8 protein-coding genes and 1 tRNA gene are annotated in these 12,938 nt (G+C 71.8%); 5 read left to right on the top strand and 4 right to left on the bottom strand.

The features are described from left to right. Positions 1-93 precede the first annotated feature (93 nt). Positions 94-261: a hypothetical protein gene (locus DN051_RS21550; protein WP_162624975.1), complete on the top strand. Its 168-nt coding sequence runs from the start codon at positions 94-96 to the stop codon at positions 259-261. Positions 262-282: 21 nt separating this feature from the next. Next, on the top strand, positions 283-2,103 hold the full coding sequence (locus DN051_RS21545; RefSeq protein WP_112439317.1) for an HEXXH motif domain-containing protein: 1,821 nt from the start codon (positions 283-285) through the stop codon (positions 2,101-2,103). A gap of 13 nt (positions 2,104-2,116) precedes the next feature. On the opposite strand, the gene fxsT is transcribed toward DN051_RS21545, so the two are convergent. From fxsT to DN051_RS21530, 3 genes are all read right to left on the bottom strand, one after another. Continuing rightward, the gene (fxsT, locus tag DN051_RS21540; protein ID WP_112439316.1) at positions 2,117-5,989 is read right to left on the bottom strand and encodes an FxSxx-COOH system tetratricopeptide repeat protein; all 3,873 of its coding nucleotides are present in this window, start codon (positions 5,987-5,989) and stop codon (positions 2,117-2,119) included. 392 nt (positions 5,990-6,381) lie between these two features. Continuing rightward, positions 6,382-7,854 (bottom strand): VMAP-C domain-containing protein, encoded by a 1,473-nt coding sequence (locus DN051_RS21535; protein ID WP_112439315.1) that lies wholly within the window; start codon positions 7,852-7,854, stop codon positions 6,382-6,384. A 126-nt stretch (positions 7,855-7,980) separates the two neighbouring features. Then, positions 7,981-8,054 (bottom strand) — tRNA-Thr (locus tag DN051_RS21530). Positions 8,055-8,270: 216 nt separating this feature from the next. On the opposite strand from DN051_RS21530, the gene DN051_RS21525 reads away from it, so the two are divergent. The 3 genes from DN051_RS21525 (at position 8,271) to DN051_RS21515 (ending at position 11,079) form a co-directional block, all read left to right on the top strand. After that, the gene (locus DN051_RS21525) at positions 8,271-9,407 is read left to right on the top strand and encodes an ABC transporter ATP-binding protein (protein WP_053759727.1); all 1,137 of its coding nucleotides are present in this window, start codon (positions 8,271-8,273) and stop codon (positions 9,405-9,407) included. Positions 9,408-9,622: 215 nt separating this feature from the next. Next, positions 9,623-10,078: a hypothetical protein gene (locus DN051_RS21520; RefSeq protein WP_053759726.1), complete on the top strand. Its 456-nt coding sequence runs from the start codon at positions 9,623-9,625 to the stop codon at positions 10,076-10,078. Positions 10,079-10,347: 269 nt separating this feature from the next. Then, complete coding sequence (locus DN051_RS21515; protein ID WP_053759750.1) at positions 10,348-11,079, top strand: nucleotidyltransferase family protein; 732 nt, start codon at positions 10,348-10,350, stop codon at positions 11,077-11,079. 74 nt (positions 11,080-11,153) lie between these two features. Here the strand turns inward: DN051_RS21515 and DN051_RS21510 are convergent, their stop codons facing one another. Then, the gene (locus tag DN051_RS21510; protein ID WP_079001018.1) at positions 11,154-12,917 is read right to left on the bottom strand and encodes a DoxX family protein; all 1,764 of its coding nucleotides are present in this window, start codon (positions 12,915-12,917) and stop codon (positions 11,154-11,156) included. Positions 12,918-12,938 lie beyond the last annotated feature (21 nt).

The following is a 12,938-nucleotide window of genomic DNA, read 5'->3' as shown; positions in this document are numbered from 1 at the left end:
CGTCCGTGCGCCGGGTCATTATCAGGAGGATGTGAGCCGCCAGCATCCGCAACGAAGTCCGGGGGAAGGGGATTGGGCGTCATGGAGCCGTCTGTGGCCGCCGTCGAGTCCAGTCTGGTCGACCTCGCGGGGGTATCTCTTGAAACGTTGCGCTCCATGGACGGTCGAGTTCTCGCCACTTCGTTGCAGGAACTGCTGCCGGCACTCGACCACCAGTTGGCCAGCGTCGCCGGAGTCAACCCACCTCAGCGCTTCGACTGACACCGCCGAGGCAGCTCGCCCATGAACGCCGAGCCGTCGTTGCCTCGTCATCATCTTCCACCCGAGAGCGTCGCCGAACTGGTGCGCGGTGAGGGGGGCCCGGCCACACTCGGCCTCCTGCTCGACGGCGAACGGAGCCGCCGTCTGCTGCTCCTGCGTATGCTCGACGACGCCACGGAACTCGGCCCCGCATGGGACCTGCTCAGCGCGGCGCAGCGCCGCGCCCCGCGCGTCGTCGACGATCTGCTCATGTATCCGCAGACGGGCATGTGGCTGACCACCGCGCTACGCCGGCTGCGCGGGACACTCCCGCAGGACGATCCGCCGCTGTCCGTGGTCCTCGGCCATATCTCCGCCCTGGCCGCCACGGCCGCGCTACGCGCGGAGCTGGACTTCGCCATCGACGTTCCCGTACGCCACGGCCGGGTGCCGCTGCCGACCCTCGGCTGCGCAATGGTGCCCGCCACCGAGCCGTGGTCGACCGCCACCGTACGGGCCGCGGGCGGACGGGCCGTCGTGGAAGCACCTGGGGCTTCGATAGCCGTTCCGCTTCCCCTCGGCTCGCCGGGCCCCGGCTGGCATCCGATGCGCCGGCTCGCGGTCGGCCCGGCCGACCAACGGCTGGACGTGGCCCTGGACGACGTGGACCCGTACCGCACGTATCCGCAGCCGACCGAGCCACGCCCGCTGTCGGATGAGGCCGCAGCCCAGTGGCGGCGGATGCTGGAGGAGGCCTGGCAGTTGCTGCTGCGGGAACAGCCCGAGACAGCCGGGGCCATGCGCCGCGGGGTGTTATCGCTGACGCCGACACCGGCAGGCGAAAGGTTCCGGCCGCGCAGTGTGAGCGCAGGGGACGCCTTCGGCGGCATCGAGGCCTCCGAGCCGGACGACGCCGTCCAGCTCGCCGCCACCCTCGTGCACGAGTTCCAGCACACCAAACTGGGCGGACTGCTGCACCTGACACCCTTGCTGGCACCCGGCGCGCACGAGGACGGCAAAGTACTGTGGTACGCGCCCTGGCGGGACGACCCCCGGCCGCTCGAAGGCCTTCTCCAGGGCATTTACGCGTTCATGGGCATAACCGGATTCTGGCGTGCCCGTCGCTGGAGCGCCGGTGCCGACAGCGCCGTCGCGCACTTCGAGTTCGCGCTGTGGCGGGCCCAGGTGGGAGTGGCCATGAACCAGGTCCACCGCCATCCGCGCTTCACACAGCACGGCACCGCCTTGCTGGACACACTGCGCGAGCGCTGCGCGAAGTGGCTGCAAGAGCAGGTTCCCGAGGAACAGACGGCCCTGGCCCGACTGTGTGCCGACGACCACGTGGCCCGCTGGAGGGCCCACCATCTCAGGCCTCCCGCCCCGGCGGTCGACGAAGCCGCGCGCGCGTGGTCGGCCGGTGCGAGCGAGCCGCCTGCCTCGCTGACGGCAGCGCCCGCAGTTGTGCCCAACCCCTACGCCCGTTGGCTGGACAGTCTCGCGATGCTCGTCCGCCACCGCCTCAGCGACGCGAACGAGGACCGTCCGTGGTCGGACGAGCCCGAGAAGGCAGCCACCAGGGTGAACGGAGCCCTGCCTGCCGACTCGTTGCTGATCGCGGGCGACGCCTTGACGGCCTGCGACGCCTACGTAGCCCACCTCACCGTGGAGCCGAATCGCGCCGACACCTGGGCGGGCTTGGGCCGGGCACTCGCGCTGACGGGCATCGAGCCGACCGCCGCCCGGCTCCTGTGCGAGACACCGGAGCGGGCGCGGGCCGTGCACGCGGCTGTGTCACGAGCGGTCGGCCGAGCACCGGACCCCATCCATCTGGCCGCCTGGCTCGGGTCGTCGTCCCCGGCGTAAGCCTCGGTTCACCTCACAGCGGCATCGGGTCGATGTCGCAGTTGGCCCTCGCCCGCGCCCGTGCCTCCACCGTCGCGGGGTGCGGCGCCGACTCGGCGGAGCGCAGCCGGGGAGCGTCCAGGATGCGTTCCATGCGTTCCAGCACGTCGGCGTGGAGCGCCTCACCCTCCGCCTCCGAGCCCACGGCGATGAGGTCCAGCGCCAGGTTGGCCGCACCCACCAGCGTGGTGGGGTGGTCCTCACCCAGCCGTGCCCGGCAGAGGGCAACGGTCCTCTCACCGATTTCCTGGGCCTCCCGCACCTGTCCCAGCGCGCTCAGGTCGCTCGCCAGGTTGATGGAACAGGCCAGTGCGATGGGATGGCTCTCTCCCAGCCGGCCGCTCAGCGACTCATAGGCCGCCTCGTCGAGCCGCCGGGCCTCCTCCACCTGCCCCAGCAGGCGCAGCGTAACGGCGAGATCGACGTCCGCGGCCACGGGGTGGGGATGATCGGGGCGGAAGATCCGGCGGAACCGTTCGCACGCCTTCTCGCCGCGCTCCCGGGCCGCCTCCAGTTCCCCGTTGTGCCGCAGGGCCACGGACAGGGCGAGGGCAGCCGTGATGGCGTCGGGATGCGTGTCGCCGTAACGGCGCGTGATCTGGTTGAACGCGTCGCGCGCCATTTCCAGGGCGGCCGCTCGGTCGCCCTCCTTGCGGCATGCCTCGCTCAGCTGGCGCACGGTCTGCAACGTCGCCGGGTTGTTCGGCCCGAACATCTCCCGGTGGCCGTCGACGACGGCTTGTTGCAGTGACCGCGCGCCGACGTAGTCACCGGCCTCGCGCGCGTCGACGGCGACGCTGGCCTCGGTCACCAGCGACTGCTGGTGATCCCGGCCGAACAGCTGCGTCTTCAGCGCGTGCGTGCGCCGGTCCAGTTCCAGTGCGCGCTGGAACTCGCCGACCAGCCGCAGACTCACCCCGAGGTTGTGAGCGGTGACCAGAGTGGTCGGGTCGTCGTCACCGAAGGCGCGCCGGGCCCGGTCGTAGGCCATTTCGTCCACTTCCGCGCCGGCGGCGAAGTCTCCCTCGACGCGTCGTACCGCGGCTTCGAGGTTCAGCGCCACCAGCGCGTCCTCCCGGGTGTCCTCCCGGTCCGGCGGCGCGGTGCGGATGTACACGTCCCTGAGTCCAGCCACGACCCGGGCGGCGTTGTCGTGACGGCCCGTCCGCAGATAGATGAAGCCGAGCCACCAGGCCAGGAGGCGGGTCTGCTGGTCCTCCTCGCCGAACAGCCCCCGCCAGGTCTCCCAGGCCTGCTCCGAGAAGTCGCGGGCGACCTCGTGGTCGCCCCAGTACCAGAGGTACTTGGCGACGTTCATGACGAGTTCGCGAACCCAGGGCTGGTCGGACTCGATGGCGTTCGAGGCGATCACGTGCCCGTACAACTCGGCGTACCGGGGCCAGTTGGCAGCCTGGCTGGGGCCCTTCGGGTCCGCCGCGGCCAAGAGCGTATGGGCACCGTTGCGCATGCGGTTCTGTTCCTCGGGAGTCATGCGATGGACGAGCACGGCCTGGACCAGCCGGTGCATTTCGATCGAGTTGGTCCGGTGGTCTATGCGCGCCAGGGAGTAGCGGTTGATCTCCCTTATGGCGCGCGCGAGGCGCATCGGATCGTTGAGGGCCCGGTCGAGTTCGGGGTCGATGCTGCTGCCGCCGAGGCCGGAGAAGATGGAGCGGGAGATCGGGTCCGGCGCGAAGTAAGAGCAGAGCTGGAGCAGGCGCAGGGCCGTGAGGCTGCGGGTCTCCAGGTGGTCGAGGGAGACGTTCCACGCGGCGGCGACCGGCAACTGGTAGTCCGGGGGCGGGGAGACCTCGAGCAGTTCGTTGCGCTTGTGCTCGAAGAGTCGCAGGTACTCCGAGACGGGCATGCCGGTCTCCGCCCGCCAGGCCGCGGCCTGTTCCAGGGCGAGCGGGAGGTCGCCGAGGGCGTCGGCGAGGCGGTCCGCCTCGGCGTCGTCGAGGTCGTCGGGACCCGAGCGGCGCAGCAGTTCCTTGCTCTCCTCGCGGGTGAAGACGTCGACCTCCAGCGAGGGGCCCACCACGCTCCAGCGGCGGTTGCGGGAGGTGACGAGGATGGTGCCGCTGCCCCCGGTGGGGAAGTAGTCGCGCACCCGCTCGGGGCTGTCGGCGTTGTCGAAGATCAGCAGCCAGCGGGAGTACGGCCGCCCCTCCCGCAGCGCCTCGCGCACCGCGGGCCCGGCGATGTTGGCCTCGGCGCTGGTGACCAGGCCGAGCCGCTGGGCGAGTTCGACCAGGGCCTGGCCGATCTGGCCGGGACGCTCGGCGGGGATCCACCACACGATGTCGTACTCGGACTGGTGCCGATAGGCGTACTCGATGGCCAGCTGGGTCTTGCCCACGCCGCCCATGCCGTGGATGGCCTCGGGCAGCACGGTCGTCGTGCCCTCCAGCAGCCGCACGCTCAGCCGTTCGAGGAGGTCCACGCGGCCGGTGAAGTTCGGGTTGCGAGGCGGGATGTTGCCCCAGATGCGTGGCTGCGTCGAACGCCCGCTCTCCACCGCGGGCTGCTGCTGCGTGGTGGACATGGGTGTGACCCTTTCTGAAGTTGTTCCGGGACCCTTGCGCAAGGAGACGGTGTTGCGCCGGTCGTAGCCGCGCAGGGCGCGGGCGAGGTGGTCGGCTCTGGGCAAAAAGCGCCCGGACAGTGCGCGCAGCGCGGCGAGTTCGACGCGCAGGAAGGGCACGTTGTGTGTGGTCACCGGTGGGACGCGAGTCGTTTCGAGCGGGTCCTCGTCACCCGGCCGGACCCGCTCGGCGTCCTCCGGTGAGATCAGTGTCCGTACGTCGTGCAGCACCCGTACGGTGTCCCGGCGCCGGGACAGCGCGAGTAACTCCTGGCGGTTGTCCGGGCCGAAGGTGAAGGCCACGCCGGCGGCGCGCTCGGCCTCTCCGGTCGCGGGCCGCACCAGGCCGCTCATCAGCAGTTCGGACAGATGGGCCGGCCCGGCGCCGGGGACCGACGCGGTCACCGCCGACATCACCGGCAGCGTCAACGGGGCCGCCGCGAGCCGGGTGGCCAGCGCGAAGGCGGTGGGCGAGGCGGCGGCGCGGAACTCCGAGACGCGTTCCCGGGCGGGCACGGCGCTGTCGGGGTCGGGGACGTCGTCGACCCAGGGCACCGCCCGTGCGGCGTCCGGCCGCCGCTTCCAGTCGCCCGCCCGTACGCCGGACATCTCCGTCCACCCGGCCACCCGCCCGGCCACCAGGTCGACCCAGCCGGACAGGGAGCGCTCGGTCGGCTCCAGGACCGGGACCGGCACCACGTCCGTCCGGGCGGCGGCGTCGTCGACGGGTTCGAGGGGAGAGGTGCGCAACTCCCAGCGCAGGGAGTCGTTCGGCGCCCAGGCGTGCTCGGCGCTCAGCCGCATGCGGTGCACGTCCGGGCCGGTGCGGAACCACAGCCGCTGCGGCAGCAGCTGCAGTACGGCCAGCGGCTCCGAACGGCCGAGTTCGCGCAGCAGCGGCAGTACGGCACCCGCGCGCCAGCCCGCGGCGAGTCCGTCGGTCAGTACCAGCGCCAGCCGCTTCCGGGCGTCGTTCGGGGGCAGCCGGTCCAGCCGGACCCGGGTCGGCACGGTGTCGTCGGAACTCAGCAGCCGTACGACGGCGACCTGCCCCAGGCCTTCTTGACGGGACAGTCCGTCGGCCAGCCGGGCGATCGTCTCCTGCCAGACGCGCATGGTCACATGGTCGTCCACGACGAGCAGGACGGCCGGGCGGTCGGCCGGGGACTCCGCGTCCCATCCGCTCAGAGCATGCAGGATCCCGGCCTCTGACAGCGCGTCAGACGCCGTGCCCGGCAGTGGTCGTGGGCCGTCACGCCGCATGAGCGCCCTCGGGGCGTCCCGTGCTGCCCGGCTGCCGAGGGGGGATCGGAGAGGAGTCCCGCAGTCCGCGGGCATGCGTGACATCCACGTTGCCCAGCCTGGCAGTGCTCTGCGTGCGGTGCAAGACGGGTGTCCACCAGGGGGATGACAAGAGGGATCAGAAGGCGGCCGGCGGGAACGCGCCCCCGGTGGTGTCGAGTCCGCAGGACGCCCGTAGAGGCTGTCCTGACCACCAGCGTGACACCCCGTCAAGCCCCCGCGCAAGCCCGTCGCGAATGCTCCGTCCGCCGGTGATCGGCAATCCGGTGACCGGCGCAGGGGCCCGGCCCGTGCCGCGGACCGCTCGCCGGTCGGCCGTCGGGCCCACGTCCCGGTCCGCGGGGCCATGACCGCTACACCGGCCCGGACGGACCCGGCTTGCGCTCGGGGTCGTCGAGCAGGATGGCCAGGTGCCGGCCCACGTGCTGGTCCCAGGCGTCGGGGCCGAGCGCAAGGGCCTCTTTGCGCCACTTGCCGACCCGCTCGGCCAGGCTGCCCAGCCCCCGGTCCTGCAATATCTCGCCTATGGCGTCCTGGAAGGACGGGTCGGAGCAGTCGTTGCGGTGCCAGACCATCGCGGGCACGCCCGCCCTCAGCCCGGCCAGGACCTCCCGCCGGCCGGTGCCCGAGTCGCCGCCGGGCGGCTCGCTGAGCACCAGGCACACGGCGTACCGGTCCTCCTTCAGCTCACGCTCCAGATGGAAGAAGTACGTGTCGTCCTGCCCGGGGCGGCTCCAGTGCGGGTGGCTGTCCGCGGGGCGCTCCCTGAGCTGGCGCCACTTGTGGTGCCAGGGCCGGTGCCACGAGGCGCGCTGCAGGCGCTCCAGGCTGCGCACGACGACCGGGTAGTCGAGGGCCAGCGGGGTGGGCGAGGGGGAGTCGGACTCCTTCGACCACCACTCGACGGGCTCGTTGAGCAGCTCCCAGGGCAGGATGAACTCCAGGATGACCGGCTGCCGCAGATCCGCCCAGCGCTCCTCGACGTCCTCGATCAGCTTCTCCACCGCGCCGGACAGCTCGTCCCGGTGCAGATGGACGGTCTCGCCGCGCACGGGGTGCCAGCCCTCCGGGTCGGACTGGCGCCAGTGCGACAGATAGAAGCGGTCCGCCTCGACCCGGTCCGGTTCGAACTGGAGCATCAGATAGGCGGGGACGAGCGAGGGCGCGGGCTGCGGGAACTCCGAGTGCTGCCAGTCGGCCAGTACGCCGTCCAGCCCGAGCGTGTGGGCCTGGTTGCGGGTGAAGCGGCGCAGCACCTCGGCGGCGTCGGCCCGGCTGTCCGACACCAGGCGGTCGGCACACAGGGCGAGGAAGGCCATGCTGGGCGGAAGCTCGCCGTTCGGGGAGTTCTCCCCCGACAGCCGCAGGAAGACCTGCCAGCCGGTCTGGCACCACGGGGGCAGTTCCTGCACCCGGGACCGGCTCGCGCGGCGTGCCATGGTCGCCAGGTCGGCCGATCTCAGCGACAGCAGCACGGGCCGTAACGGACGAAGATCGGCGTTGCCGAAGAAGTCGACGGCCTCCCATTCGTCCACCAGCGGCCACAGCGCGGAGACCGTCGCCGACTGCTGTTCCACGTACTCCAGCGACCGCACCAGACAGGCCGGCCCGTCGCCGACGCCGGTGCACGCCTTGACGATCTGGAGCAGCCAGGGCCGCAGCCGGTCCCCGCTGAACGGCTCCACGGGCGAGGACAGCTCGTCGGAGAGCATCTCCCGCCAGATCTCACGACTGCTCGCCTGGTTCACGGTGGCCGAACCCTGGAGGGCGTCCACGATGGAGACGACCAGCTCGTTGCGGACCCGTTCCGGACTGCGCCCCTTCACCCCGTGACCTCCAGACAGCCGGCGCGGTTCCCTGATGGTGCCGACCAGAGTACGGGCGCGAGGTGGGGCCTGGCAGCGGAAAGCGCGGGTCACCGGCACAGTCGGCCCGAAACCCGCGCTCGGCGGAGCCCCCTGTCGGATTCGAACCGACGACCTTCGCTTTACAAGAGCGGCGCTCTGACCAGCTGAGCTAAGGAGGCCTGCACGCGCGCGTGACGCACGTGCTCGTGCAGTGTACCCAGGTCCCGGCCGGGCCCTGTCGAAAATTTCCGCGAAGTTCACAGCCCCGGAAGTAATGACAGAACACGTGAACGCCAGGTACGGTCCTGAATCAGTTCACTCCGGTGGACTACACCACTTCCTTCCTACAACGGATCGTCCGGCACGTTCCTGCCGGTAGAAGGGGCTCATTCACCATGGCCACTGTTTCGTTCGACAAGGCGACCCGTATCTACCCGGGTTCCACCAAGCCCGCCGTCGACGCCCTCGACATCGAGATCGAGGACGGGGAGTTCCTCGTCCTGGTCGGCCCGTCCGGTTGCGGCAAGTCCACCTCTCTGCGGATGCTCGCCGGCCTGGAGGACGTCAACGCCGGTTCGATCCGCATCGGCGACCGCGACGTCACGCACCTGCCGCCGAAGGACCGGGACATCGCCATGGTGTTCCAGAACTACGCGCTCTACCCGCACATGACCGTCGCCGACAACATGGGCTTCGCGCTCAAGATCGCCGGCGTCAACAAGGCGGAGATCCGGCAGAAGGTCGAGGAGGCCGCGAAGATCCTCGACCTCACCGAGTACCTGGACCGCAAGCCGAAGGCGCTCTCCGGCGGTCAGCGCCAGCGTGTCGCCATGGGCCGCGCCATCGTGCGCGAGCCGCAGGTGTTCCTCATGGACGAGCCGCTGTCCAACCTGGACGCCAAGCTCCGCGTCTCCACCCGTACGCAGATCGCGTCGCTCCAGCGCCGCCTCGGGATCACCACGGTCTACGTCACCCACGACCAGGTCGAGGCCATGACGATGGGCGACCGCGTGGCCGTGCTGAAGGACGGCCTGCTCCAGCAGGTCGACTCGCCGCGCAACATGTACGACCGCCCGGCGAACCTCTTCGTGGCCGGCTTCATCGGCTCCCCGGCGATGAACCTGGTCGAGGTCCCGATCACCGACGGCGGTGTGAAGTTCGGCAACAGCGTCGTCCCGGTCAACCGTGACGCGCTGAAGGCCGCCGCCGACAAGGGCGACCGCACCGTCACCGTGGGTGTCCGCCCCGAGCACTTCGACGTGGTCGAGCACGACGGCGCCGCCGCCGCCTCGCTGTCGAAGGACTCCGAGGACGCCCCGGCCGGTCTCGCGGTCTCCGTCAACGTGGTCGAGGAGCTCGGCGCCGACGGCTACGTCTACGGCACCGCCGAGGTCAGCGGCGAGCAGAAGGACCTGGTTGTCCGGGTGAACGGCCGCCAGGTGCCGGAGAAGGGCGCGCGACTGCACGTCGTGCCGCGGGCGGGCGAGACCCACGTGTTCTCGACCTCCACGGGCGAGCGCCTCACCGACTGACGCACAAACTCCCATCCCGGGTAATTCACCCAGGTTGACGAAAAAAGGCTCCGCGGCCTGCCGCGGGGCCTTTTTCGTTGTCGACAAATACCCCGGCATATCGGTTCATTTCGAGCAGCGTGCGTCAACCTCGCGCCCCGCGAGAAGCCTCTCTTCGTCCCTCGTACCGGTGACCAAATGTCGCCAAATCATTACCGGGCGCTACCCTCACTCGCGTGAAGCACTCCACCACCCAACAATCGCGACGCGGCCAGGGCCCCGCCCGCCGGATCGGCCGCTCTCTCGCCCTCGTTCTGCCGGTCGTCCTGGTGCTCTCCGGGACGCTCGCGGTCACGCGGGTCAACTGGTCGGGAACCCCCGAGAGCTCGGTGCTCACCGCCTCGGACGTCTCGATCGCCGACAGCAGGTCCCGCACCGCCCCACGCGCCCCGCACGACGTGCTGCGCGACCGCCTCATGACCGAGCTCCAGGAGCAGAACCCGGGCATCGCGCTCACGCACCTCCAGCAGGCCGTCGACGAGCGCCCCGCGCTCGCCAGGCACTGCGCGTCCATCGCCCGAGCCCTGGGACGCGCCGCGGTCCGCATCTACGGACCGACCCGGGCCCAGTCCTACGCCCGTCCCGTCTGCGACACCGCGTTCGCCTCGGGCGTCCTGGCGGCGCACGGCTGACCCCGCAGCACACCCGACCACGGCCGCCCCGACCACCCGGTCCGGGGCGGGCCCGACCCGACCCGACGGCCTCCGGCCGACGCGGCGGTTTCGCACGGGGCCGGTTCCCGACCGGCCCCGGCCCTCACCTCGCGCGCTCACCCCGCGCCCTCACCTCGCGCGCTCATCCGACGCGCTCATCCCGCGCCCTCACCCCGGTCCCTCGCGGCGGCACGCTCCGCCCGAGGTCCCCCGCCGCCCCGCCACCACGCCCGCGTACAGTGCCGGGCATGACTGATCCGATCGCCGTGTCCCGCCCCGTGCAGGCCGTCATTCTGGCCGGCGGCCAGGGTTCCCGGCTGCGTCCCTACACCGACGACCGGCCCAAGCCGATGGTCGAGATCCCCGGCACGGGGACGCCGATCATCGGTCATCAGCTGGCCTGGCTCGCCGAAGAGGGTGTGACCGACGTCGTGGTCAGCTGCGGCCACCTCGCCGAGGTGCTCGAGGAATGGCTGGACTCCGCCGACCTGCCGGTGGAGGTCACCACCGTCGTCGAGACGGAGCCCCTGGGCCGCGGCGGAGGCCTGAAGTACGCCGCCGCGCACCTCCCCCACCCCGACCGCCCCTGGTACGCCACCAACGGCGACATCTGGACCCGCTTCTCGCTGCGCGACATGGCGGACTTCCACACCGAGCGGGACGCCGTGGCGACGCTCGCCCTGGCCCGCCCGCGCATCCCGTGGGGCGCGGTGCAGACGGACGGCTTCGGGCACATCACCGACTTCATCGAGGCCCCGCCCACGACGTACGAGATCAACGCGGGCGTCTACGTCTTCTCCCCCGAGTTCGCCGGCCTGCTCCCCGAGCGCGGCGACCACGAGCGCACCACCTTCCCGCACCTGGCCCGCGAACTCCGCCTGGCCGGCTTCCCCATCCCGCAGGGCGCCTACTGGCGTGCCATCGACACCGCGAAGGACCTGAGGGAAGCGGCGAAGGAGCTGTCCGCGCTGGGGCGTTGACACCGGACGACGGACGGACGACGGGGTCCCGCACACACCGTGCGGGACCCCGTCGTCGTACGACCGCCGTGAGGCTAGCCCAGCAGTCCGCCCACCAGTCCGGGCTGGCCGCCGGACGAGGAGCCCCCGCCGGACGAGCCGCCGGAGCCGGAACCGCCCGAGGAGTCCGTGCCGCCGGCGGAGGTGCCCGCCGTCGGGCCCGCGCTGGTGCTCGGCGCCTGCTCTGCCGGAGCGGTCTGCTGCGGCGGGACCTGGCCCACGGTGCCCTGGGTCTGGCTCGGCGAGCCGCCCGTGGCGGCACCGGCGTCGCGGTCGGCACCGGGCGTCGACACCGCACCCGCCGTGGGCGAGGCGGTGGTGGCGCCCTGCGTGGGCGAGGAGGCGCCCGCCGACGGCGTGCCGCTCTCCGCGTGGCCGCCGGGCCGCGACGGCAGCGGGGAGCCCGGCAGTTCGTTGCGGGGGGCCTCGCCGGGCCCGGGGACGACCACCCGGTCCGCGTCGCGCACGGCGCCGCCGAGCAGGGAGCCGATCAGCAGGGTGAGCCCGGTGACCACGGCGGTGACGAGGGCGCCGCGCCGCAGGACGTACCGGCGCAGTTCCCAGATGTCGGACCGCGGTCCGAGCCGGCGCCAGGCGAGCGCGGAGAGCCGGCCGTCGGCGGAGTAGACGGGTGCCCCGGCGATGATCAGCGGGGACCAGGCGGCGAGGAAGATGATGTCGGGGGTCTCGTAGACCGGGACGCTCTTCCAGCTGACGGTGACCAGGAGCGCCGCGGAGAGCAGCGCGCCGCCGACCGCGGCGACCCGCTGCCAGCAGCCCAGCACCGTCAGGACGCCCACGATGACCTGGGCGAAGGCGATCACGAGGCCGGAGCCGACGGGGTGCTGGAGCGCGAACTGGCGCAGCGGCTCGGCGGCCTCCCAGGGGTGCAGGGTGTTCAGCCACTTGACCATCGAGCCGCGTTCGCCGCCGTCGAAGTAGACGGGGTCGCACAGCTTGCTCATGCCCGCGTAGACGGAGAGCGAGCCGAGGAAGAGGCGCAGCGGGAGCAGGACGACGCCGAGGTTCATCCGGCGGCCGGGATAGTACGCGTGCCGGGCGGGATCGTCGGCGTGGCGGCGGCCCCGGGTCACGACGACGTCGTCCTCGCCGTCGTCCGGGTCGTCCTGGTCGTCGTAGTCGTCGTAGCGGTCGTAGTCGTCGTAGCGGTCGTAGCGGTCGTAACCGTCGAAGTGCTCGCCCGGGCGGGCTGGTTCGTCGTACGCGCTGCCGACGCTGCGCATGTGCGGCAGCAGACGGGTCTCACCGTCGCCCGGGGTGCGCTGGGCACCGACCACGGGCGTCTCGACGGTCTGCTCCAGGTCGCCGTAGGCGTCGTGGTCGACGGACCCGCCGTAGCGGCCGCCGCCGTATCCGCCGTCGACGTCGATGCGCGGGAGGACCTGGGTGGCGCCGGCGTCGGCGGCGACGTCGTCCGGATGGCGGACGCCCGCACCGCGCACGGCCTGGAGCAGGCGGTGGGCGCCGGTGTCGTCCGGGGCGGACCTGCCGCTCCAGACGACGGGGCGGCGGCGGGCGGATCCCGCTGTCCGGGGCGCCCTGCCCGACGTGCCGACGACCGGTGGGCGGGCCTCCTCGGTGACGCTCAAGTGCCCGGCGATCCGCGGGGATTGGGCGCGCCGCGAGGAGGCGCCCAGCTGCACGCGGAAACTCGCGTGACTGACGATGATCTGCGCCGGATCGCTCGGCACCTTCACCATGCTCAGCGCGGGAGCGTCGTCGAATCCAGACGAACGGTCCCCCGTGGGTGTGCGGGGTGTTCTGGTGTCCACACTCATCTAACCGAGTGACGTCTGTTT

Origin of the sequence: Streptomyces cadmiisoli (assembly GCF_003261055.1) — a bacterium.
In the GTDB taxonomy this organism is placed as follows: Bacteria; Actinomycetota; Actinomycetes; order Streptomycetales; family Streptomycetaceae; genus Streptomyces; species Streptomyces cadmiisoli.
Note: the sequence above shows the minus strand (reverse complement) of the source record. Positions and strands in the feature narration are given on the sequence as shown.

Excerpts from the sequence above, each read along its gene's own strand:
- DN051_RS21545 (WP_112439317.1), top strand. The coding sequence starts at position 283 with ATGAACGCCGAGCCGTCGTTGCCTCGTCATCATCTTCCACCCGAGAGC.
- fxsT (WP_112439316.1), bottom strand. The coding sequence starts at position 5,989 with ATGCGGCGTGACGGCCCACGACCACTGCCGGGCACGGCGTCTGACGCG.
- DN051_RS21525 (WP_053759727.1), top strand. The coding sequence starts at position 8,271 with ATGGCCACTGTTTCGTTCGACAAGGCGACCCGTATCTACCCGGGTTCC.
- DN051_RS21515 (WP_053759750.1), top strand. The coding sequence starts at position 10,348 with ATGACTGATCCGATCGCCGTGTCCCGCCCCGTGCAGGCCGTCATTCTG.
- DN051_RS21510 (WP_079001018.1), bottom strand. The coding sequence starts at position 12,917 with ATGAGTGTGGACACCAGAACACCCCGCACACCCACGGGGGACCGTTCG.